Raw genomic sequence first — 20,974 nt, 5'->3', positions numbered from 1 at the left:
CCCCCGACCCCTCCCCTCAAGGGGGAGGGGAGGCAGTGCCCAACCCATTGATCCGGCAGAGAAAGCGGGAACTTATCCCCGCACCCTCGCACCTGCCCCATACTCACTCCCACCTCCCGCACGACGCGGTGTCGACGAAACGCCGGCGGGAGGGTCCGGGTCAGCGGGGGTCGCCCCGCAGGGTCCCGAGCCGGAGCGAGCCGGGCGGCCGACTCCGCACCTGTTTTGCCGGGAGGCGGCTACGTAGCCATCCGCCCCCGCGCCCGTCACCCCCAGCTACGGGGGGCTGGCTCGTTAGTGGGCCTGGCGGGTCAAGGCAGGTCGGAAAGCCCCTGGCGGTAATCCAACCGGCAAAGACCCACCATCCGGATGCGCGGGGCGGACGAAAGCCTCCCTTTTTACTAGTAAGGCTCGAGGCCAATGTCCGCCCCGCGCCGTTAGCCCGCAGCAAGCGGGAGACTTGAGGAGGAACCGCGAGGCCGCAAGGCCGGGCGGCATCCGTGCACGCCTGCCGCTTGACCCGGTGATCCCAATCCTGTTGTCTCCGCCCATGACGCGCGCCCGCAATCTCACCGTCCCCAATGTCATCACCGTCGCCCGCATCGCGACGATACCGGTGATCGTCTGGCTCCTGACCACCGGCGACATCGGCATGCGGGTCGTCGCCGTCATCATCTTTGCCGTGGCGGCGGGGACCGATTGGGTCGATGGCTTCATCGCGCGCCGCTTCAACCAGGTCTCGCCGCTGGGACGCATGCTGGACCCCATCGCCGACAAGCTCCTCGTCGGCCTCGTGCTGACGGCGCTCGCCTGGGACGGAAGCCTGTCGGCCCTCGACCTGGTGCCGGTGATGGCCATCCTCTTTCGCGAGTTCTTCATTCCGGGCCTGCGCGAGTTCCTCGGCAATGCCCAGGTGGTGCTGCCGGTCAGCCGGTTGGCCAAGTGGAAGACGACGATCCAGCTCGTCGCCATCATCGTCATCTTTCTCGAAGGCATTCTCCCCAATTTGCGGCTCGCCAGCGATGTCATCCTCTGGCTCGCCGGCGCCATTACGGTGTGGACCGGCATCCAGTACTTTGCCGCGTCCTGGCCGCACCTCTCAGGCGAGGAGAAATGAAGGTCCTCTATTTCGCTTGGCTGCGCGAGCGGCTGAACAAGGGCGAGGAGGAGGTCTCCCCGCCCGCCCAGGTCGCGACCGTCGGCGATCTCATCGGCTGGCTCGCCGCTGAGGACGAGGCGGCCGAACTCGCCTTCGCCAAGCGCCACCTCATCCGCGCCGCCGTCGACGGCAAGCTCGCGACCCACGAGACACCGGTTGCGGGGGCAGAGGTTGTCGCGTTTTTCCCGCCGATGACCGGAGGGTGAAGATGGACGTGCGCGTCACCAGCGAGCCCTTCGATCCGGGCGCTGAGGCTAACGCCTTCATCGCCCGCACGCAGGGCGCCGGCGCGGCCGTCACCTTCACCGGGATCGTGCGCTCGAAGGCGGAGGACCCCATCCTCGCCCTCGAGCTCGAATGCTATGTGGACCTTGCGCAAGCCCAGATCACCGCGATCCTTGCCGAGGCCGCTTCACGCTTCTCGCTCCTCGACGCGACCGTCATCCACCGCCACGGGCGCCTCGTGCCCGGCGAGCCGATCATGCAGGTGATGACCGCCGCTCCCCACCGCGAAGACGCCTTCCGCGGCGCCGAGTTCCTCATGGACTACCTCAAGACCGATGCGCCGTTCTGGAAGAAGGAAGTGACGCCCACCGGGGAGAGGTGGGTCGAGGCGAAGGCCGAGGATGATGAGGCGCGGGAGAGGTGGGGGCAGTAACGGAGACAGTGGGATAGCACAAGCGGTCAGGCACTTAGGCGCCACCCACCCACCGGCTGTCATCCCGGCGAAAGCCGGGACCCAGTACACGCTGACCGAGCGAGTTGGCAGAGCAACTTCCACCCGGTGGGTGGGATGCTTCTGCGAGAGAACCGCTTGGCTGGTGTTTACTGGGTCCCGGCTTTCGCCGGGATGACACACGGGGGTTGGGAAGCATTGTGCTCCCTCACAAATTTATCCCCGCCCCATCACGCCCATGCCACACTCCCGAAACGAAAAGGCCGGGCACCTGGCCCGGCCTCCACGAGAAGGGGTTTTCCGCCTTGTTATTCCGCCGCTGCGCGCTTGGGCTGCACTTCGCGCGAATAGGCGTCGATCATGGCGCGGCAGGCTTCGCCGGGGGTGAAGCGGTAGTCGCCGATCAGCGACACCGGCGTCACCTCGGCGGCGGTGCCGGTGAGGAAGCACTCGTCGAACTTGCCGAGCTCTTCCGGGCTGATGTGCCGCTCGATGACGGTGTAGCCGCCGGCCTTGGCCAGCCCGATCACCGTGCGGCGGGTGATGCCGTCGAGGAAGCAGTCGGGCAGGGGGGTGTGGATTTCTTTGCCCTTGACGAAGAAGACGTTGGCGCCCGTCGCCTCGGCCACGAACCCGCGATAGTCGAGCATCAGCGCGTCGGCGTAGCCGTTGGCCATGGCTGCATCCTTGGAGAGGGTGCAGATCATGTAGAGGCCGGCGGCCTTGGCCTTGCACGGAATGGTCTCGGGCGCCGGGCGACGCCATTTCGACCATTCGAGGCGGATGCCCTTGAGTTTTTCCTCGACCGAGAAATAGCTCGGCCACACCCAGGCGGCGATGGCCAGGTGCACCTTGTTGTTGCGGGCGGGAACGGAAAGCTCTTCCGAGCCGCGCCAGGCGACCGGGCGGACATAGGAATCGACGAGGCCGTTCTTTTCCAGCACCAGGCGCTTGGCCGCCTCGATCTCGTCGACCGACCAGGGAATGGTGAAGTCGAGCGTTTTGCCCGACGCGATCAGGCGTTCGGTGTGTTCGCGCGACTTGAAGATCTCGCCGCCATAGGCGCGCTCGCCCTCGAACACGCTGCTTGCATAATGCAGCCCATGGGTCAGTACGTGAATCCTGGCGTCCTTCCAGGGCACCAGTTCACCATCGAACCAGATCCAGCCATCGCGCTGGTCCATCGGCAGGCCTGCCATCGATCCTCTCCCGATCATTCATTGTCCGGTCAGCGCCGGATAGGGTCTAACCCGATCATGCCCCATGCCTCGAGCCCTTGGCAAACCAGAATGGCTTTGGGATAACAATCGCGGGCGTTGCTGATAGGCGGACAATGGCAGTAACCAAAATAAATGTCAACAAGGCTGACATAAATTCCGGCTCCGGCGCGTACCCGGAAATGCCCCTCGACGTCATGGGGCTTTTCTTCTTTGCCTACCGGGACTTCGTGGGCGACGCCGATGCGCTCCTCGCCCGCCAGGGCTTCGGGCGGGCGCATCATCGGGTGCTCTATTTCGTCAATCTGAAGCCGGGCATGCCCGTCGCCGACCTCCTCGATATCCTCAAGATCACCAAGCAGAGCCTGGCGCGCGTTCTGCGCCAGCTGATCGACAACGGCTATATCGAGCAGAAGATGGGCGATGCAGACCGGCGGCAGCGCCTGCTCCATGCGACTCAGAAGGGCCGCGCGCTGTTCGAGACGCTTTCGGAGACGCAAGCCAGCCGGATCGACGCGGCCATCGCCGCGCTGCCGCCGGACGCTGGCCGGATCGTACGCCGCTTCTTCGTCGGCATGGTCGAGCCCGAGGATCGCGGATTGCTCGATCGCCTCAAGCTCACCGAGCGGTTGTAGTGGGCACTTTCTAGCAGCATCGATTGATCGAGACCGGTGCGGGGCGGCGCCGGGACGCCAGCGGGGGGCAGGGCGGCATGTCATGGGAGTCACTGATGCGGCCGGCGGAAGCCGGCAGCTCCGGCCAGCTCGATGCTGAACGTAGCAAGCGAGCAGACCGGCTTGCCGCCATGGCGCTGCGCAACGATGACGCCGGCCTTCTCGTCGAAGCCGTCATCGAATATCGGCAGCTCATTTCAATGGGAGCCGGGGGAATCGAGCGTGCGGGTATCGAGCACAATCTCGGTGTCGCCATGTGTCTTATCGGGCAGAGGGAAACCGATCCGGCACAGGCTGCAGCGGCCTTCGAGCTGGCGCGCCGCCATCTTGAGTCCGCGCTGCTCGTACGCACCAGAGCCGATGCGCCGCAGGCGTGGGCGCTGACGCAGGCGAATCTTGCCATCGTGCATCTGTCGAACCATCGGCTGACCGGAGACCCGGCCGAGGCCATGGCCGGGCACGTTGCACTCGATGGGGCACAGGAGATCTTCCGCCAGATGGGCAAGGGATACTGGACGTCATGGATCGCCTCGATCCGCGCGCATCTGCTGAAAGCCGGCGACCGGCGCCGGGTGCTGCGTTAGCTGCGGCCGAGCTCTTCGCTGCGCTTGCGCGCGGCATCGACCGCCCGGTCGACGAGGTCGGTGAGGCCCGGCTCGCCCATCAGCACGGCAAGCGCCGCCGCCGTGGTGCCGTTGGGGGAGGTCACGTTCTCGCGCAGCCTCGCCGCGCTCGCCGGATCGGCTTCCATCAGCGCGGCCGCGCCGATGACGGTCTGGCGCGCGAGTTGCATCGCCGCCGCTTCGGAAAGGCCCTGCCGACGGCCGGCTTCCGCTAGCGCCTCGACGAGGTGGAAGACGTAGGCCGGTCCCGAGCCGGAGACGGCGGTCACCGCGTCGAGGTCGCCTTCGCTCTCGAACCACGCGACCTTGCCGGCCGCTCCCAGCAATGCATCGACCGTCCGTTTCTCGGCGGCCCCGACGCCCGGTCCGGCGACGGCTCCGGTCATTCCCTTGCCGATCTGCGCGGGCGTGTTGGGCATGGTCCGCACAATCCGGTCGGTGCCGAGCCCTTTGCTCAGACGCTCGATACCGATGCCCGCGGCGATGGAGAGAACGAGCGTCTGCGGCCCGACGACGGGCCGCAGCGCTTCGAGGACCGGATCGACGACCTGCGGCTTGACCGCGATGACGAGCACATTGGGTTGCAGGCCCAGAGGCTCGGTATTGAGGGTGAGGCCGTAGTCCTCGGCGAGCGCCTTGGCGGCTTCGCCCGGATGCGGGTCGACGACCACGAGGTTGCTGGGCGCAAGGCCGCCGTCCAGCCAGCCGCGCGCCAACGCGGCGCCCATCTTGCCGGCCCCGATGAGCATCACCGGGCCGACGGCCGTCATGGATTGTGTCACGCTTCGCCTACGGTCTCGAACATCACATGGCTCAGCGCGTCGGCGGCGGATTTGCCCGCCCACACGACGAACTGGAATGCCTGGTAGTAAAGATCGCAGCTATCGGTGGCCGAGCGCAAGAGCGCTTCGCATTGCTGCGGGCTGACCTCGGCGCCGCCGGTGAGGAGGTGCGAGTTGCGGAAGAGCACGACGCCTTCCTTGTTCCAGATATCGAAGTGTCCGATCCAGAGCTGCTCGTTGATGAGCGCGATCAGCTGCTTGATCTCGTTGCGGCGGCCTTCCGGCACCTTGAGGTCGAAGGCGCACGCAATGTGCAGGGATTCGAGGTCCTCCATCCAGTTGAAGGAGACGTGGTAGTCGCTCCAGGCGCCGCGCACCGAAATGGAGATCTCGTCGGCGTCCTGCCGCTCGAACGTCCAGTCGTTGATCGAGGCGATGTGTTCGATGATGTCCACGGGGTGGACAGTCCGGTCCGGTTCGATTTGGAGAAGTGACATTGACGGGTCCCGCCTTGGCAACCGTGAGTGGGAGCGCCGGATACGGGGGCGATCCGGCGACTTACGCAGGGGTACTATTGAACTGCCGCACGCCTTAGAGCCTACGAATCGTCCTGACCTGATGACCCTACACGCCCGCGCTGATTCCCGGACCGTGGGACCAGCAAGCCACTGGATTCTCTTGTGGATGATCGGCCCCGTATTGTTAACAAGGTATTAACGGATCGGCCTGTGGCGGGCTTTTCCCGGTCACAAATGAGACACATTGGGCCACCGCCCAGAGCATCGTCGCCATGCCCGCACCCGACCGCGCACGAACCGTTCGTTAACCATAATCGAGGAACACTGCGGGCGTATGCCGTCGTCGGCATCTCGGACTTTTGGGGGAATCATGAAAAGATATCTAGCGACTGGGATGCTGGCAGCCCTGCTTGCCGGTACGCCGGCTCTTGCCGCCGATCTCTACGTGCCTATCAACGACGTCTATATCCCGCCTGCCGCCTTCGACTGGACCGGCTTCTATGCCGGTATCAACGGCGGATATTCATGGGGCGAGGCCGACAGCCCGTCGATCGGCACCGTCGATCTGGAGGGCGCGGCCTTCGGCGGCCAGATCGGCTTCAACTACGATTTCGGCGGCTTCGTGCTGGGCGCGGAAGCCGATATCCATTGGTCGGGCCTCGAGGGCGAGGAAGCCACGATCTTCGGCACGACCGTCAACGCCCAGCTGGAATACTTCGGCACCATCCGCGGACGGGCGGGCTTCGCCATCGACAGGATCATGCCCTATGTGACCGGCGGCTATGCCTTCGGCGAGGCCTACGGCACGTCGACCTTCGGCCCCGGCTTCACGACACGCGAAATGGTGCACGGATATACGCTCGGCGCCGGCGTCGAGTACGCGGTCACCGACAACATCACCGTCAAGGCCGAGTATCTCTATACCGACTTCGGTGACGAAACCTTCTTCCCCGGCACGGTCATCGAGGAAGACATTCCGACCTACTTCAGCACCGTGCGCGCCGGCGTGAACTTCAAGTTCTGAGCCTGATTGCGGCCCATCGATCGAGAGCCCCGGAGATGCCGGGGCTCTTTTGCTCATCATTCAAGCCACGTTCTGCCGCGTCAGCCTCCGGCGCTCGGCAACGGCGTCGGCGAGCCGATCGAGGGTCGTGACGGTCGTTTCCCAATCGATGCAACCGTCGGTGATCGACTGGCCATAGACGAGCGGTTTGCCGGGGACGAGATCCTGCCGGCCGGCGACGAGGTTGGATTCGATCATCACGCCGATGATCCGCTTGTCGCCCGCTTCCAGTTGGCCGGAAACGTTCTCGATCACCCTGGGTTGGTTCTCGGGCAGCTTGTTGCTGTTGGCGTGGCTGGCGTCGATCATGACGACAGGATCGAGCCCGGCCTTTACCGCTTCGGCACACGCCGCCTCGACGCTCGCCGCATCGTAGTTCGGCGTCTTGCCGCCGCGCAGGATGATGTGGCAGTCGTCATTGCCTGTGGTCGCCGCGATCGCCGAGTGGCCGGTCTTGGTGACGGCCATGAAATGGTGCGGGTGGCTCGCGGATTTCACCGCATCGAGCGCGATGCGCACATTGCCGTCCGTGCCGTTCTTGAAGCCGACCGGGCAGGAGAGGCCGGAGGCCAGTTCACGGTGGATCTGGCTTTCGGTGGTGCGCGCGCCGATGGCGGCCCAACTCACCAAATCGGCGATGTACTGGGGCGTCGTCAGGTCGAGGAACTCGCAGGCCGCGGGCAGGCCGAGATTGGCGATCTCCAGCAGCAGGCTGCGGGCGAGCCGCAGGCCGTTGTCGATCTCGAAGGAGCCGTCGAGATTGGGATCGTTGATCAGCCCTTTCCATCCGACAGTGGTGCGGGGCTTCTCGAAGTAGACGCGCATGATGATCTCGAGCCGGTCGCCGAGAGCATCGCGCAGCGCGACGAGGCGCTTGGCGTAGTCGATGGCGGCTGCGGGATCATGGATGGAGCAGGGGCCGACGATCACGGCCAGCCGGTCGTCCTGCCCGTGGCGGATGGCGTTGAAGGCGTGGCGGGCGCTGAGGACAGTGCGGGTGGCCGCATCGGTCCGGGGGAATTCGCGCATGACCTCGATCGGGGTCACGAGTTCGCGGATTTCGCTGATCCTTAGGTCGTCGGTGGATTTCAACATCGTTGGCTCCTGGGTATCTGCCCGCGGCGGCCAACAAAAAAGCCGCCTCGAGGGTCGGGCGGCGGCTTCGGGTTTGGTCTTGTCGGTGAGATCAGATCAAGCGCGCGTAAGCCTCCGCCGGAGCGGATAGCTAAAGTACCAGAACGCAAAAGTGGCGACGGACTTGATCATGACCAAGGAAATAGCGCACCGGCTGCTGCTTGTCACGCCGGATTCTTCGCGCCCGAGCTGCTTCACGTTTTCGGCAGCGGTGTAACAAACCGGCTCGGGCGAGCGTAGATTGTGCGAGGGCAGGTCAAGGGAGCACCCAGATGTCCACCGTCATTCTGCGTCCAGTCCTGACGCTCGCGACCTTCGCCGCTATCGCGGCGTTCGCATTCGCGCAGCCGATGACGTCGCCAGCATCGGGCGAGGAGCCGTTCATCATTCCCCCGCCGGCGGTCGATGTGACAGGCGAAGAGGGCCTCGCCAAGGCTGTGTTCGCCGCCGGCTGTTTCTGGGGTGTGCAGGGCGTCTACCAGCGTGTCGAGGGCGTGACATCGGCGGTCTCCGGCTATGCCGGAGGCTCTGCCGAGACCGCTTTCTACGAAATGGTGGGCACGGGCCAGACGGGCCACGCCGAGGCGGTGGAGGTGACGTACGATCCTTCCGTCGTCAGCTATGGCGAACTGCTGCACATCCTCTTCTCGGTCGTCCATGACCCGACGCAGCTCAACTACCAGGGGCCGGACCACGGTCCGCAGTATCGCTCGGCGATCTTTCCGATGAGCGATGAACAGAAGGCGGTGGCGGAGGCCTATATCGCGCAGCTGGATGAGACGGGAGTCTATCCCGAGCCGGTCGTCACCACTCTCGAACCGTTTGAAGGGTTCTATCGGGCCGAAGACTATCATCAGGACTTCCTGACGCTCCACCCGGACTACCCCTATATCGTGCGCTTCGATCTGCCCAAGGTCGCCAATCTCGAGGAGGTCTTTCCCCACCACTATCGGGAAGAGCCCCGGCTGGTGATGGCGGCCAACTAGCGATCAATCCGTTCGATTGAAGTGGTCGTAGATGATCTGGGCCATCTGGCCCGAGATCCCGGGGACCGCTGCCAGATCGTCGAGCGAGGCGCGCGAGACGGCTTTGGCCGAGCCGAAATGGTTGAGGAGCGCGCGCTTGCGCGTCGGGCCGATGCCCTCGACCTCGTCGAGCGGATTCTTGACGATGTCCTTCTTGCGCCGGGCGCGGTGGGTGCCGATGGCGAAGCGGTGGGCTTCGTCGCGCAGGCGCTGTACATAGTAGAGCACGGGGTCGCGGTGCGGCAGCATGAAGGCGTCGCGGCCCTCCATGTGGAACTTCTCACGCCCGGCATCGCGTTCCTCGCCCTTGGCGATGCCGATGAAGGTCACTTCCCGCGGCAGGTTCAGTTCGGCGATGACCTGGCGCACGGCGTTGAGCTGGCCGGCGCCGCCGTCGATGAAGACGACATCCGGCCAGTCGGGCATGCCGGTCGCCTCGTCCTCCGCATCCTCGGCGCTTTCGGCCGCGAGGCGGGTGAAGCGGCGGGTCAGCACCTCGCGCATCATGCCGAAGTCGTCGCCCGGGGCGATGTCGGCCGATTTGATGTTGAACGTGCGGTAGTGCTTTTTCGACAGGCCTTCCTCACCCGCGACGATCATGGCGCCGACGGCGTTTGTGCCCGAGATGTGCGAGTTGTCGTAGACCTCGATGCGGCGCGGGGTCCTGTCGAGGCCGAAGCGCTCGGCGACGCCTTCGAGCAGCGTGCGCTGCGAGGCGCCCTCGGCGAGTTGCCGGCTCAGCGCTTCGCGGGCGTTGACGAGGGCGTGCTCGACGAGGTCGCGCTTCTCGCCGCGCTGGGGCACTTCGATGTAGACGCGCCGGCCGGCACGGGTCGTCAGCGCCTCTTCCATCAGCGCGTTCTCGGCGAGCGCGTGGCTGAGGAGCACGAGGCGCGGCGGCGTGCGGTTCTCGTAGAACTGGCTGATGAAGGCCTCGAGCACTTCCGTGTCGGAGAGCGAGGCGTCGGCGCGGGGCCGGTAGGCGTAGTTGCCCCAGTTCTGGTAGGCGCGGAAGAAGAAGACCTGCACGCAGAACTGCCCGCCCTCGTGGTGGATGGCAAAGACGTCTGCCTCCTCGACGCTGCGGGCGGTGGCATCGCCCTGGCTCTGGATGGCGGCGAGGGCCGAAAGGCGATCGCGCAGGAGCGCGGCGCGCTCGAAGTCGAGGGACTCGGCCGCCTCGTTCATCTCGGTCTGCATGTGGTCGCGCACGGTCTGCGACCGGCCGGAGAGGAACTGGCGGGCTTCCTCGACGAGGCCGGCATAGTCCTCGAGCGAGATTTCCCGCGTGCAGGGAGCCGAGCAACGCTTGATCTGGAACTGCAGGCAGGGCCGCGTGCGGGCGGCATAGAAGCTGTCGGAGCAGATGCGCAGCAGGAATGCCTTCTGCAATGAGGCAATGGTGCGCTCGACGGCGTTGACCGAGGCGAAGGGGCCGAAATAATGGCCCTTGCGGCGGCGGGTGCCGCGATGCTTGGTGATCTCGGGCGCTTCGTGGTCGAGGGTGATGAGGATATAGGGGAAGCTCTTGTCGTCGCGCAGCAGCACGTTGAAGCGCGGCTTCAAACGCTTGATGAGGTTGGCTTCGAGAAGCAGCGCCTCGCTCTCGGTCTCGGTGCGCACGAACTCCATGGTGTGGGTCGCCGCGATCATGCGCTGGATGCGCACGGGCAGACCTTCCGGGCGCGTGTAGTTCGTCACCCGCGCCTTGAGGCTTCGCGCCTTGCCGACATAGATCACGTCGCCGCTGGTATCGAGCATGCGATAGACGCCGGGTGCTGACGGGAGCGTCCGTACGAACGTGCGGATGATCTCCGGACCGGTCTCGAGAGGCGCGTCGGTCATCGGCGCCTCGGGGTCGGGTTGCGGCGGGCGGGCCATTCGAGATGCTCGCCACCGTCGAGGGTGATCATCTGGCCGGTCATCGCCGGGAGCGAGAGGATCGCGGCGACGCCGGCGGCGATGCCCTCCGGGTCGGCGCTGTAGCCCAGCGGGAGCTCGGTGATGCGTTGGGCGTAGGCCCGCGCGTCCACATAGGCGGGCGGCAATGTCGGCCCGGGAGCGATGGCGTTGACGCGGATATGCGGGGCAAAGGACTGCGCCAGGGTGCGGGTCATCGTCCAGAGCACGGATTTGCTCAGAGTGTAGCTGAAAAAGGCCGGTGAGAGGTCGAGCACGCGTTCGTCGATGATGTTGACGATGTTGCCCTGGGTGTCGGCCGGAAGCTGGGCGGCGAAGTCGCGGGAGAGAAAGGCCGGGGCTTCGGCATGGAGGGTGAAGTGTTCGTCCCAGAGGGCCTCGTCGAGATCGTCGGCGGCGTCGCGCTCGAAGATCGAGGCGTTGTTAACGAGCAGTGTCAGCGGACCGAACGCCTCCGCGGCCGCCTCGATGAGGCCGGCACGCTGGGTCCGATCGAGGAGGTCGGCGCGAACGATCGCCGCCTCGCCCCCGGCCTCGCGGATATCGGCGGCGAGGGCTTCGGCCTTGTCCCGGGAATTGCGGTAGTGGACGACGACGGCCCAGCCGTCGCCAGCCAGGTGACGGGCGATGGACGAACCGATGCGGTCGCCGGCACCGGTGACGAGGGCGACGCGCCGTTCTGGCGTGGATGACGTGTAGACCATGACTCTGGATCGAAGGAATCGTTTGGTTGCGGACCGCCTTATATAGCTAGGCGGTCAGGCCCGGTTCGGCAAACGTTCCGCGCCGGGTCAATCTTCCGGCAGCGGCTTGGCCGTATAAACGACCGGGAAATCGCCCGGATCGCCGCTCCCGTCGCAATCGCCCTTGTAGCTGTACTGCTCGAGCCGGAAATAGTCGCCAGTCCAGCGCCAGAGGCCCGAGCTGCCGCAATCGGCGATGCCGCGGCCCTTGTTGAACGTGCCGATCTCGCCGGTGTCCGGATCGTACCAGGCGTTGACCAGCTCATCGGTGCTCGACCAAGAGGTGTAGTCCGAATATTCGGCGAAATGCTGCAGCGCAAAGGTCTGGCCTTCGATCACGTAGACCTTGGCCGAGAAGTTGTAGGCACCCGCGTAGCAGGGCAGCATGGCGATGGTGCTGTCCTCGCCCAGCCGGGCGACGACGATGTCGCGGCCATTGGCGAGCTCCTCGAACTGCCCGCACTCCGCGTCCACCCGGTGCGTTTCGACGAGATCTGCGGGAACGGCGAGGTTGGGGTCGGCCTCCAGGCCTGCCGGCAGAAGCCCGTATGGCGGTTCGCCAGTCACGCGCTCCGAGCCGATCCGGCGCTGCGTCTCGTCGATCCAGAGGAGCGCGGCGCTCAGTCCCGCGAGCGAGAACCGGGCGCTCGCCTCGATGGCTTCTTCGCCGGTGTAATCGAAATCGACGGTCTGCCCGAGGATCATCGCATCGAGAATGGCCTGCGCCTTGGCCGAGAGGAAATAGTAGCGCGTCGGACTGCCGTAGGGACCGACCTCGGCATGCTCGAAAGTCTGGCCGGAACCATCGACGGAAATATCGAAAGGAGAATCGTAACCAGCAGTGGCGGGAGCCAAGTCCAGCGACAGCTCCCAGTAGGTCTGATCCGCATGCCGCTCGAGCATCAATACAGGGCCGTCGCCGGCAACGGCGCGGCAGAGGCCGTCCGCGGCGCAATAGGCGGTCCAGTCGCCGAACTGGCGTTCTTCCTGCGCATAAACAGCGGTCGCGGCGAGGAGAATCACCGCCGCTACAATTCGCCCCATCGACCGGATGACGGCGGCCGCGTGGTGCGCGCCAACTGTGCCTGAACTCCGAAAGGGCTGTAAAAGGCCGGTTTCTGGCGTGAAATCTGTCAGTTGTCCTGTCCTTTTGTTTGCGTTGATTCAACACTATTATTTGATTTGCGAAGGAAGCATAGTGCTTCGCGGGAAAGCCATTAGGGGGAGCCACCAATGGAAGTTATCGTTTCTCTCATCGTCCAGTTGATCGCCGGTGGCGCGGGCGGCAACATCATGGGACAGATTACGAAGCAACTCAGCCTCGGCACCACCGGCAATACCATCGCTGGCGCCGTAGGTGGCGTCGGCGGCACCTGGCTTGCCAGCCTCATTCCGGGGCTCAGCGGGCTCGTGGGTGGCGCTGCGGGGGTTGCGGACGGCGCCGCGGCGGCGGGCGGCCTCAATATCGGGGCACTTGCCGGGCAGGGCGTCACCGGCCTCGTCGGCGGCGGTCTGCTGACGGTCATCGCCGGTCTCGTCAAGCAGATGACGGCAAAGGCCTGACACACGGAGCGCCGTGAAATCTCCCCGGGCCGGGGTCGGCCCGGGGATTTGTTTGCCTGGGGTGTGTTGATATTCAGGTGAGGCGGCCTGCAAATGGCCGTTTTTGCGCTTCCGGTGCCCACGCACCCAAACGTACGCTGCGCCCGGGTTCTCGAAAACGGCCATTTTCGACTCGCCCTGACCTGAATCTCGACACACCCTAGTTCGGAATATCGATGACTGCGCCTGTTTCCGCCGCCCCCTCCCGCGACATGGTGGGACAGGCAATCGCCATCACGCTCGTGACCATCGTTGTCTTCGGCATCCAGGATGCCGTCTCCAAGATACTGGTCGCGACGTACTCTCCCTTCCAGATCACCATGATGCGCTACTGGGCTTTCGCGCTGTTCGCGCTGTGGCTCGTGTCGCGCCGCGCGCCGATCCGGCACGCGCTGCGCTCGAGGGCGACGGGCTGGCAGGTGCTGCGCGGGGTGCTGCTGATGGGCGACATCTGGTGCTTCGCGCTGGCGCTGCAGACGATACCGCTCGGCGAGTTGCAGGCGATCACCCTCGTCTATCCGCTGCTGGTCACGCTCTTTGCCATACCGATCCTCGGCGAGAAGGTCGGCATCTTCCGCATCGGAGCGGTCGTCGCCGGGTTCGCCGGCGCCATGATCATCGTGCGGCCGGGCGGACTTCCGCTCGACTGGGGCGTGCTCTTCGCGGTGGCTTCGGCGACGCTCTACGCGCTCTATGTCGTCGTCACCCGCAAGGTCTCCCACGTGGATTCGACCGCGACCAGCATGGTCTATGTCGGTGTGGTGGGGCTGGTTCTCTCGTCGGCGACGGGCGTGTTCTTCTGGCAGCCGATGGGCTGGAACGACCTGGCGCTCGTCGCCGTCATCATGGTGACGGGATGCGCCGGTCACGGGCTGATGATGCTGGCGCTCTCCAAGGCGCCGGCGAGCACGCTGCAACCGTTCAACTACTTTTCGCTGCCCTGGGCGATCCTTTTGAGCATCTTCGTCTTCGGACACCTCATAGATCCGGTGTCGATGATCGGAGCGGGCGTGATCGTCGCGGCAGGGCTGGTGGTGATGATGCGCGAGCGGATGAAGAAGGTGCCGGCAGTCGCCGATCCGTCGCTCCCGGGCAAGGAATAGGCGAACGCAAACGGCGCCGCCCGGAGGCGGCGCCGTTGAAACGCGGGAGAGCTTAGTCTCCGATGCAGAAATAGCCGTTGGGACCGTTGTAGCAGACGCTGCTGCCGGGCCGGGGCGGACGCGGATTCCACACCGGCGGACGTGGCGGGCGCGGACCCCAGCCACCGCCCCAGTGCGGTGGGTAGGGATCCCAATGCGGGGGCCGGGGCGGACGCGGGTTCCACACCGGCGGACGCGGCGGGTACGGATCCCAGGTGGGCGGACGCGGCCGGTCGTAACCGTCGCGGGCCAGGTAGCTGGACGAGACCCAGCCATCGGCGCCGCGCCTCTCGACGAAGCACCAGCTGCCACGGCAGTATTGCAGGTCGACCTGCTCGCCGCGGCGCAGCGTGCCGACGACGTCATAACCAGTGCCCGGACCCGAGCGGACGTTGACGTTGGTGGTGGCGAAGGCCGGGGCCGCCGACGCACTCGCCGCGGTAGCGACAAGCGCCAGCGCTGCCAGCGCTCCGGCGATGATCTTGTTGCGGATGGCCATGACTGAACTCCTGTTGAGCATGGGACGGAGTACGTCCTTGGCGTCCAGATATTCCCCCCATCCTGAACCGGACCTGAATGATTGCTTCAGTTTGGCGAAGGTTAAGGAAAAGCTGGCTTTTCCGGACTGCGCTCAGAAACGCAAGAGATCGATGAAGCGTTGCAGCGCGTCGCCGAGCGCCTGGCGCTTCTTCTTCTTCATGTCGCCGAGCAGCGCCTCCTCGAGCTCGCTCCAGTGCTCGGCGAGGGCGTTGCGGATGCGCAGGCCCCGTTCCGTCAGCGCCAGGCCCGGCGTCAGCTCCGGTCCGACCGCCTGCCGGCGTACGAGGTCGCGCTCGAGAAGACGCGCGATCCGCGCCTCGAGCTGCCCATCGGTCTGGGCGAGCTCGCTCGCCAGCTCCGCCTCGCTGATCCCCGAGCGACCGAGCACGAACAGCACCGCATCGTCGCCCGGCTCGAGGCCGCGCTCGATCACCGGCACCAGCAGGGCCTTGCGGGCGAGCTGGCCGGCTTCGATCAGCCGATAGAGGGTGGATCGGGACGAGGGTTTGGACATGGGCGGGAAAATAGGCCGAACTCCTGTCGCACGTCGATTGCGCGCATATCGTAGCGTTAATCTTGCACGTACCAAGGCCCATCATTGTTCACCTTGCGCACATGGGTTATGCGTTCGCCGACGCCCATCGCCCAAGGAGCACGCGTGGCCACGCTGTTCGCCGAGCAACTGACGGCACCCGAATTCGCCGCATTCGTTTCGGCGCGCGTCGTCGGCGTTCTGCCGGTCGCCGCCATCGAGCCGCATGGGCCGCACCTGCCGCTCTCGACCGACGCCGATATCGCGCGCGGGCACCTCGCGGGCCTTGCCGACGCCGTGCGCGAAGATATCGACGTGGCTGTGCTGCCGCTGCAATCCATCGGCCACAGCCTCGAGCATGCGGGACAGCCGGGCCTCTTCACGCATTCGGCCGAGACGCTGCTCGCGGTCTGGGACGATGTGGTCGCCCCGTTCCGCATGGCGGGCGGGAGGCGGCTTGTGATCGTCTCCAGTCACGGCGGCAATTCCGAGCTTGCCGCACTGCTGGCCACGCGCCTGCGCGCCCGGTACGACATGCTGGCGGTGACGGCCGCGTGGCTGCGTTTCGGCCAGCCGGACGGGCTCTTCGACGAGGATGAGCTCGCCTACGGCATCCATGGAGGCGCCGTCGAGACCTCCCTCATGCTGCATTATCGGCCCGAGGCCGTGCGTCGCGACGAGATCGACGACTTCCCTTCGGCGGCAAAGGCCTGGGACGGCGAGTCCCGGCATCTCAAGGTTCATGGGCGCACCCGGCCGGGCTGGCTGACGCGCGATCTCAACCCAGCGGGAGCGCTGGGCGATGCGCGGCAGGCCAGCGCGGAAAAAGGCGCGGCCAGCGCCCGCCATGCCGTCGCCGGGTTCGCGCACCTCATCGAAGACGTCGCCGCTTTCGATCTCGACCGGCTGGGAGGGGCACGATGAGCCAGGACCTGGCGCGTATCCGCGCGTTCGTGCAGGTGTTCGATGCGGGCGGGTTCTCGGCCGCCGCACGCCAGCACGGGCGCTCCAAGGCGCTGCTCAGCAAGTACGTCACCGACCTCGAGGACTATCTGGGCGTGCGGCTGATGAACCGCACGACGCGCAAACTGAGCCTCACCGAGGCGGGGGAGGCCTACTATCGCGAGGCCAGCGCGCTCCTTGCCCAGCTCGACGACCTCGATGCCTCCATCTCCGAGCAGACCTCCGAGCCGCGCGGGCTTTTGCGTATCTCGGCGCCGCGCAATTTCGGCGAGGAGCCGCTGGCGCCGGCGATCTTCGCCTATCTCAAGAAATACCCCAAGGTCAGCCTCGACCTCAGACTCGAGGACCGCTACGTCGACCTCGTCGATGAGGGCATAGACGTGGCGCTGCGCATCAGCACGCTGCCCGATTCCTCGCTCATCGCCCGCAAGATCGCCGACATGCACCTGGTCATCGCCGGCGCCCCCGCGCTCATCAGCGAACGCGGACGCCCGGAGCATCCCGAGGCCTTGCGGAACCTGCCCTGCATCGTCGACACCAACATGCAGGGGCAGGCCAATTGGCGGTTTGTCGAGGACGGCAAGACCATCTCGATTCCGGTGACGGGGCAGGTGCGGGTCAACTCGCCGCTGGCAGCGCGTTCTGCCGCAGTCGCGGGCCTTGGCTTTGCCGCATTGCCATCCTACCTCGCCGACCCGGTGGTCGCCGCCGGCGCGCTGGTGCCGGTGCTGACCGAATATGTGCCGACCGGGCAGACGCTGCAGGCGGTCTATCCACACCGGCGGCACCTGGCCGGCAAGGTGCGCGCGCTGATCGACCATCTGGTCGACTGGTTCGGCACGCATCCGGTGAACTGAGGTGCGTCTGGTGCATATCGAGACATCATGGTGAGGGGCCGGCGGTTCATCCAGGCGATGCTGGCCGGCATGCTGCTGCTGGCGTGCGCGCAGGCGCAGGCGCATCCGCACATCTTCATCGATGCCAAGGTGACGGTCGTCTTCGACGATGCGGGCGGCATCGAGCGGCTCCACCACGAATGGACGTTCGATCCCTATTTCTCCGCCTGGGTGGTCCAGGGGCTCGATACCAACAATGACGGCGTGACCAGCAGCGAGGAAATGCAAGGGCTTGCCGACGAGAACATGACGGGGCTCGCCGAATACGGCTACTACACCTATGCCGGAGCCGACGGGCGCGAGCTTGCCTTCGCGCCCGTCGGCGACCAGGTGATGCGCTACGAGAACGAGCGCACGACGCTCGCCTACAGCCTCGCGCCGACGCAACCGGCACCCGTCGGACGGCTGGAGCTCGCGGTCAACGATCCGGAGTATTACGTCGCCATCACCTTCGCCGATCGTTCCACGGTGACGCTCGAGAATGCGCCCGAGGGTTGCGCGGTCGAGCTCGTTCCGCCCGAGCCGATGCCGGCCGACGTCGAGGAGCGGCTCTATGCGCTGGGCCCCGAGGTGCTGGAACTGCCCCCGGACCTTGCCGCCGCGATGCGCGGCACGCAGGGCATGATCGTCGTCACCTGTCCCGGCGGGGCTGGGCCGGCGACGGCGCTCGATGCGGTCAACACGCTCGCCCAGAGCCGGCCGGCGCCCTTCGGCGGGCCGCCGCCCGAGCCCGGCCTCAACCTGCCGCGCACGGGTTTCTTCGGCTGGCTGCAGGACCAGCAGCGCGAGTTCTATGGTGCGATGACCGGTGCGCTCGCCGCCTTCCGCACCGACCTCAACGCCTTCTGGATCCTCGGCGGACTGAGCTTCCTCTACGGCGTCTTCCACGCGGCCGGCCCCGGGCACGGCAAGGTGGTCATTTCCTCCTATGTGCTCGCCAATGAGGTCGAGGCGCGCCGGGGGATTGCGCTCAGCTTCATCTCCGCCCTGATCCAGTCGCTGGTCGCCATCAGCTTTGTGCTGATCGCGGCCGGCGTCCTCGGCATGACGAGCCTTGCCATGGGCGATGCGGCGCACTGGATCGGCGTTGCCTCCTATGCGCTCGTCGCAGCGCTCGGGCTGTGGCTCATCGCGCGGAAAATCTTCGGCTGGGGGCACCACCATCATCACGGCCCCGACCTCGAGGCGAAAGCGCATGCACACCTGCACGAGGGGGAAGAAGAGCACGGCCATGGACACCATCACCATCATCATGGGCACGATCATAGCGTCCACGATCATGGCGGGGATAACCACGACCACCATCACGTGGTGACGCCGGACGTCGCGCGGCGCAGCTGGAAGGAACAGCTCGGCGTGGTGCTGGCAGTCGGCGCGCGGCCATGCTCAGGGGCCTTGGTCGTGCTGGTCTTCGCCCTGTCGCAGGGCGTGCTCCTTGCCGGGATCGTCTCGACGCTGCTGATGGGGCTGGGCACCGGCATAACCGTCGCGGCGCTGGCGAGCCTCGCCGTGTTCTTCAAGGGCGCCGCCGGCCGGATCGGGGGCGTCGACACCCCGCTGGCCGGGGCGATCGTCTGGTGGCTGGAACTGGCGGGAGCGGTGCTGGTCTTTGCCTTCGGCGTGCTGCTGCTGATCGCGTCTCTATAGTCCGCGACCCATCGCCGCCTTGCGGTGCGGACCGTCTCGGCTAAAAGTGCGGCGCAACAATCAACAATACCGAACGATCCGCCATGTCCGCGCCAGCGCCCGCCGTCCGCCCCGAGGTCCAGACCGAGAAGATCGGCGTGCTGCTCCTGAATCTCGGCACGCCCGACGCCACCGACTACTGGAGCGTGCGGCGATACCTCAAGGAATTCCTTTCGGACCCGCGCGTGATCGAGACGCCCAAGTGGCTGTGGTGGCCGATCCTCAATCTCGTCATCCTCTCGTTCCGGCCGCAGAAGAGTGGGCACGCCTATGCGCAGATCTGGGACAAGCGGACCAACGAGAGCCCGCTGCGGGTGATCACGCGCGACCAGAGCGAGAAGCTCGCGGCGCGGCTGGGCGCCGACGGCATCGTCGTCGACTGGGCGATGCGCTACGGCAGCCCGTCGACGCAGAGCGTGCTCGAGCGGATGCGGGCCGCCGGATGCCGCAGGATCCTGCTGGCGCCGCTCTACCCGCAGTATTCGGCGACGACCACGGCGACGGCGAACGACAAGGCGTTCCTGGCTTTGAAGGACATGCGCTGGCAGCCGGCGGTGCGCACGATGCCGGCCTATTACAACGATCCGCTCTATGTGAAGACGCTGGCCGAGAGCATCCGCCAGGGCGTCGAGGCGCTGGATTTCGAGCCGGACGTGGTGCTGACGAGCTATCACGGCATGCCGGTCGACTACTACGAGAAGGGCGACCCCTACTACGACCAGTGCCTCGAAACGACCCGGCTGGTGCGCGACTATCTGGGGTGGCCCGAGGAGAAGCTGATGGTGACCTTCCAGAGCCGGTTCGGGCGGGCCGAGTGGCTGAAGCCCTATACGGCCGAGACGCTGGAGGCGCTGCCCGGGCAGGGCAAGAAGAAGATCGCGATCCTGGCGCCGGCGTTCTCGGCCGACTGCATCGAGACGCTGGAGGAGATCGCCATCGGCGGGCGGGAGACGTTCCTTCATGCGGGCGGCGAGAAGTTCGCCTACATCCCCTGCCTCAACGACAGCGGGCCGGGCATGGACATGCTGGAGGCCATCGTGCGGCGCGAGCTTTCCGGCTGGCTCTGAACCAGATGAGGGCGGCCCTGCAGATGGCCGTTCCCCGCGCTTCCGGCGCTCACGCACCCTCGATCTGCAACTCCCGTCAGCGGAAGATGCCGTAGGGCAGGGGATCGAACGGGGTTATCGGGGGCGTGACGTTGACCTTGGCGGGGGAGCCGACGAGGTAGCTGGCGTCCACCCAGCCGCCGACGGCGGCGATGTAGCACCAGCTCTCGCCGCCCCAATCGGCATAGCGCCGGCCAAACTCGTCCTCGCGGAAGGGTGGCGTGCAGCGATCGAGAACGAAGCGCTGGCCATCGGCGAGGCGCCCGACCATCGGATACTCTCGGCCCGGACCGGCGCGCACCGTGGCGTTGCCGGAGGCGCGCACGGTCGGCTCGGCGAGCACGGGTGCGGCGGCAGCGGCCACGACGAGGGCGGCGAAAGCGGCGATGACGGGGCGGGCGATACGCACGGTTGAAGAACCTCCGGTGCATTCTTAATGCGCGGGCGCGGTGGCGGTTTCAAGGCGCGGCGCCGTGCCTGCGGCGCCGCCCCATGCCCTGCGGGGACCCCGCTCAGATACGGGCGAACGGATGCGCCCGGCCCGCCCGTGACGGCGGCCGGCTGGTGGTGTGTGGCGCATCGCTGCGCCAGGGACGTCACGGCGCGCGGCGGACTTGCGCCTCGAAGCCTATCGATAGTTAGGGAGGCACGAGGCCGCCCCGCGCGTCCGGGCTTTGGGTCTTTGCCGGTTGGTTCCTGCCAGGGGCTTTCCGACCTGCCTTGACCCGCCAGGCCCACTAACGAGCCGGCCCCCCGTACCTGGGGGTGACGGGCGCGGGGGCGGATGGGTACGTAGCCGCCTCCTGGCAAAACAGATGCGGAGTCGGCCGCCCGGCTCGCTCCGGCTCGGGACCCTGCGGGGGCGAACCCGCTGACCCGAACCCTCCGACCGCGCCTCGCTTCGCGCCGCGTGACTGCCGGAGGTGGAGGCAGTATGGGGGCGGCAGGAGGGTGCGGGGATAAGTTTTATTGA

The 20,974-nt window shown here is 66.3% G+C and carries 23 protein-coding genes; 13 read left to right on the top strand and 10 right to left on the bottom strand.

The genetic code is table 11. From position 1 onward, the window contains the following. Positions 1–550: 550 nt before the first annotated feature. From pgsA to VE25_RS02860, 3 genes are read left to right on the top strand one after another with little or no spacing between them, the layout of a single operon-like run. The gene (gene pgsA, locus VE25_RS02870; RefSeq protein WP_046107082.1) at positions 551–1,117 is read left to right on the top strand and encodes a CDP-diacylglycerol--glycerol-3-phosphate 3-phosphatidyltransferase; all 567 of its coding nucleotides are present in this window, start codon (positions 551–553) and stop codon (positions 1,115–1,117) included. Beyond that, positions 1,114–1,365 carry a molybdopterin converting factor subunit 1 gene (moaD, locus tag VE25_RS02865; protein ID WP_046107081.1) on the top strand — a complete coding sequence of 84 codons (252 nt, stop codon included), beginning with the start codon at positions 1,114–1,116 and terminating at the stop codon, positions 1,363–1,365. Before pgsA ends, moaD begins: the two co-directional genes overlap by 4 nt. A 2-nt stretch (positions 1,366–1,367) precedes the next feature. Further along, positions 1,368–1,817: a molybdenum cofactor biosynthesis protein MoaE gene (locus tag VE25_RS02860; RefSeq protein WP_046107080.1), complete on the top strand. Its 450-nt coding sequence runs from the start codon at positions 1,368–1,370 to the stop codon at positions 1,815–1,817. A 326-nt stretch (positions 1,818–2,143) separates the two neighbouring features. Here the strand turns inward: VE25_RS02860 and VE25_RS02855 are convergent, their stop codons facing one another. Next, a complete protein-coding gene (locus VE25_RS02855) occupies positions 2,144–3,034 on the bottom strand; it encodes a branched-chain amino acid aminotransferase (protein WP_046107079.1) in 891 nt (296 codons plus the stop codon). A gap of 200 nt (positions 3,035–3,234) precedes the next feature. Between VE25_RS02855 and VE25_RS02850 the strand changes: the two genes are divergently transcribed. After that, a complete protein-coding gene (locus VE25_RS02850; protein WP_244466851.1) occupies positions 3,235–3,687 on the top strand; it encodes a MarR family winged helix-turn-helix transcriptional regulator in 453 nt (150 codons plus the stop codon). A gap of 23 nt (positions 3,688–3,710) precedes the next feature. Beyond that, positions 3,711–4,310 carry a hypothetical protein gene (locus VE25_RS02845; protein WP_152664492.1) on the top strand — a complete coding sequence of 200 codons (600 nt, stop codon included), beginning with the start codon at positions 3,711–3,713 and terminating at the stop codon, positions 4,308–4,310. Here VE25_RS02845 and proC read toward each other — a convergent pair. Further along, the gene (gene proC, locus VE25_RS02840) at positions 4,307–5,119 is read right to left on the bottom strand and encodes a pyrroline-5-carboxylate reductase (protein WP_046107076.1); all 813 of its coding nucleotides are present in this window, start codon (positions 5,117–5,119) and stop codon (positions 4,307–4,309) included. The genes VE25_RS02845 and proC overlap by 4 nt on opposite strands. Positions 5,120–5,127: 8 nt before the next feature. Then, positions 5,128–5,628 carry a type III secretion system chaperone family protein gene (locus VE25_RS02835; RefSeq protein WP_046107075.1) on the bottom strand — a complete coding sequence of 167 codons (501 nt, stop codon included), beginning with the start codon at positions 5,626–5,628 and terminating at the stop codon, positions 5,128–5,130. Between the two features lie 391 nt (positions 5,629–6,019). Between VE25_RS02835 and VE25_RS02830 the strand changes: the two genes are divergently transcribed. After that, positions 6,020–6,673, top strand: a complete 654-nt coding sequence (locus VE25_RS02830) for an outer membrane protein (protein WP_046107074.1) — start codon at positions 6,020–6,022, stop codon at positions 6,671–6,673. 60 nt (positions 6,674–6,733) lie between these two features. On the opposite strand, the gene VE25_RS02825 is transcribed toward VE25_RS02830, so the two are convergent. Continuing rightward, positions 6,734–7,807, bottom strand: a complete 1,074-nt coding sequence (locus tag VE25_RS02825; protein ID WP_046107073.1) for a 3-deoxy-7-phosphoheptulonate synthase — start codon at positions 7,805–7,807, stop codon at positions 6,734–6,736. A gap of 311 nt (positions 7,808–8,118) precedes the next feature. On the opposite strand from VE25_RS02825, the gene msrA reads away from it, so the two are divergent. Next, entirely contained in the window at positions 8,119–8,832 is a 714-nt protein-coding gene (gene msrA / locus VE25_RS02820) for a peptide-methionine (S)-S-oxide reductase MsrA (RefSeq protein WP_046107072.1), read from the top strand. A 3-nt stretch (positions 8,833–8,835) separates the two neighbouring features. On the opposite strand, the gene uvrC is transcribed toward msrA, so the two are convergent. The 3 genes from uvrC to VE25_RS21645 all read right to left on the bottom strand — a co-directional run bounded on the left by uvrC (position 8,836) and on the right by VE25_RS21645 (position 12,557). Further along, entirely contained in the window at positions 8,836–10,752 is a 1,917-nt protein-coding gene (gene uvrC / locus VE25_RS02815; RefSeq protein ID WP_046107071.1) for an excinuclease ABC subunit UvrC, read from the bottom strand. Next, positions 10,713–11,495 (bottom strand): SDR family oxidoreductase, encoded by a 783-nt coding sequence (locus tag VE25_RS02810; RefSeq protein ID WP_046107070.1) that lies wholly within the window; start codon positions 11,493–11,495, stop codon positions 10,713–10,715. Before VE25_RS02810 ends, uvrC begins: the two co-directional genes overlap by 40 nt. A gap of 87 nt (positions 11,496–11,582) precedes the next feature. Continuing rightward, on the bottom strand, positions 11,583–12,557 hold the full coding sequence (locus VE25_RS21645) for a DUF1176 domain-containing protein (RefSeq protein WP_052731685.1): 975 nt from the start codon (positions 12,555–12,557) through the stop codon (positions 11,583–11,585). Positions 12,558–12,767: 210 nt separating this feature from the next. Between VE25_RS21645 and VE25_RS02800 the strand changes: the two genes are divergently transcribed. Both VE25_RS02800 and VE25_RS02795 read left to right on the top strand, forming a co-directional pair. Continuing rightward, positions 12,768–13,097 carry a hypothetical protein gene (locus VE25_RS02800; protein ID WP_046107069.1) on the top strand — a complete coding sequence of 110 codons (330 nt, stop codon included), beginning with the start codon at positions 12,768–12,770 and terminating at the stop codon, positions 13,095–13,097. Positions 13,098–13,312: 215 nt separating this feature from the next. After that, on the top strand, positions 13,313–14,239 hold the full coding sequence (locus tag VE25_RS02795) for a DMT family transporter (protein WP_083988683.1): 927 nt from the start codon (positions 13,313–13,315) through the stop codon (positions 14,237–14,239). Between the two features lie 52 nt (positions 14,240–14,291). Here the strand turns inward: VE25_RS02795 and VE25_RS02790 are convergent, their stop codons facing one another. Continuing rightward, positions 14,292–14,798 carry an SH3 domain-containing protein gene (locus tag VE25_RS02790; RefSeq protein WP_152664491.1) on the bottom strand — a complete coding sequence of 169 codons (507 nt, stop codon included), beginning with the start codon at positions 14,796–14,798 and terminating at the stop codon, positions 14,292–14,294. 111 nt (positions 14,799–14,909) lie between these two features. Continuing rightward, positions 14,910–15,332, bottom strand: coding sequence for a winged helix DNA-binding protein (locus VE25_RS02785; protein WP_046107067.1), 423 nt, complete (start codon positions 15,330–15,332; stop codon positions 14,910–14,912). Between the two features lie 144 nt (positions 15,333–15,476). On the opposite strand from VE25_RS02785, the gene VE25_RS02780 reads away from it, so the two are divergent. From VE25_RS02780 to hemH, 4 genes are all read left to right on the top strand, one after another. Then, a complete protein-coding gene (locus VE25_RS02780) occupies positions 15,477–16,274 on the top strand; it encodes a creatininase family protein (protein ID WP_046107066.1) in 798 nt (265 codons plus the stop codon). Further along, the gene (locus VE25_RS02775) at positions 16,271–17,170 is read left to right on the top strand and encodes a LysR family transcriptional regulator (RefSeq protein ID WP_046107065.1); all 900 of its coding nucleotides are present in this window, start codon (positions 16,271–16,273) and stop codon (positions 17,168–17,170) included. Before VE25_RS02780 ends, VE25_RS02775 begins: the two co-directional genes overlap by 4 nt. A gap of 27 nt (positions 17,171–17,197) precedes the next feature. Next, positions 17,198–18,856, top strand: coding sequence for a HoxN/HupN/NixA family nickel/cobalt transporter (locus VE25_RS21640; protein ID WP_052731683.1), 1,659 nt, complete (start codon positions 17,198–17,200; stop codon positions 18,854–18,856). 83 nt (positions 18,857–18,939) lie between these two features. Further along, positions 18,940–19,962 (top strand): ferrochelatase, encoded by a 1,023-nt coding sequence (gene hemH, locus VE25_RS02765; protein ID WP_046107064.1) that lies wholly within the window; start codon positions 18,940–18,942, stop codon positions 19,960–19,962. Between the two features lie 76 nt (positions 19,963–20,038). Here hemH and VE25_RS21635 read toward each other — a convergent pair whose 3' ends face one another. Next, positions 20,039–20,410: an SH3 domain-containing protein gene (locus VE25_RS21635; protein WP_052731682.1), complete on the bottom strand. Its 372-nt coding sequence runs from the start codon at positions 20,408–20,410 to the stop codon at positions 20,039–20,041. Positions 20,411–20,974: the final 564 nt, after the last annotated feature.

Source organism: Devosia geojensis (genome assembly GCF_000969415.1).
In the GTDB taxonomy this organism is placed as follows: Bacteria; Pseudomonadota; Alphaproteobacteria; order Rhizobiales; family Devosiaceae; genus Devosia; species Devosia geojensis.
Note: the sequence above shows the minus strand (reverse complement) of the source record. Positions and strands in the feature narration are given on the sequence as shown.

Coding starts and splice junctions, on each gene's coding strand:
- pgsA (WP_046107082.1), top strand. CDS start 551: ATGACGCGCGCCCGCAATCTCACCGTCCCCAATGTCATCACCGTCGCC.
- moaD (WP_046107081.1), top strand. CDS start 1,114: ATGAAGGTCCTCTATTTCGCTTGGCTGCGCGAGCGGCTGAACAAGGGC.
- VE25_RS02860 (WP_046107080.1), top strand. CDS start 1,368: ATGGACGTGCGCGTCACCAGCGAGCCCTTCGATCCGGGCGCTGAGGCT.
- VE25_RS02855 (WP_046107079.1), bottom strand. CDS start 3,034: ATGGCAGGCCTGCCGATGGACCAGCGCGATGGCTGGATCTGGTTCGAT.
- VE25_RS02850 (WP_244466851.1), top strand. CDS start 3,235: ATGCCCCTCGACGTCATGGGGCTTTTCTTCTTTGCCTACCGGGACTTC.
- proC (WP_046107076.1), bottom strand. CDS start 5,119: ATGACGGCCGTCGGCCCGGTGATGCTCATCGGGGCCGGCAAGATGGGC.
- VE25_RS02835 (WP_046107075.1), bottom strand. CDS start 5,628: ATGTCACTTCTCCAAATCGAACCGGACCGGACTGTCCACCCCGTGGAC.
- VE25_RS02830 (WP_046107074.1), top strand. CDS start 6,020: ATGAAAAGATATCTAGCGACTGGGATGCTGGCAGCCCTGCTTGCCGGT.
- VE25_RS02825 (WP_046107073.1), bottom strand. CDS start 7,807: ATGTTGAAATCCACCGACGACCTAAGGATCAGCGAAATCCGCGAACTC.
- msrA (WP_046107072.1), top strand. CDS start 8,119: ATGTCCACCGTCATTCTGCGTCCAGTCCTGACGCTCGCGACCTTCGCC.
- uvrC (WP_046107071.1), bottom strand. CDS start 10,752: ATGGCCCGCCCGCCGCAACCCGACCCCGAGGCGCCGATGACCGACGCG.
- VE25_RS02810 (WP_046107070.1), bottom strand. CDS start 11,495: ATGGTCTACACGTCATCCACGCCAGAACGGCGCGTCGCCCTCGTCACC.
- VE25_RS02800 (WP_046107069.1), top strand. CDS start 12,768: ATGGAAGTTATCGTTTCTCTCATCGTCCAGTTGATCGCCGGTGGCGCG.
- VE25_RS02795 (WP_083988683.1), top strand. CDS start 13,313: ATGACTGCGCCTGTTTCCGCCGCCCCCTCCCGCGACATGGTGGGACAG.
- VE25_RS02790 (WP_152664491.1), bottom strand. CDS start 14,798: ATGCTCAACAGGAGTTCAGTCATGGCCATCCGCAACAAGATCATCGCC.
- VE25_RS02785 (WP_046107067.1), bottom strand. CDS start 15,332: ATGTCCAAACCCTCGTCCCGATCCACCCTCTATCGGCTGATCGAAGCC.
- VE25_RS02775 (WP_046107065.1), top strand. CDS start 16,271: ATGAGCCAGGACCTGGCGCGTATCCGCGCGTTCGTGCAGGTGTTCGAT.
- VE25_RS21640 (WP_052731683.1), top strand. CDS start 17,198: ATGGTGAGGGGCCGGCGGTTCATCCAGGCGATGCTGGCCGGCATGCTG.
- hemH (WP_046107064.1), top strand. CDS start 18,940: ATGTCCGCGCCAGCGCCCGCCGTCCGCCCCGAGGTCCAGACCGAGAAG.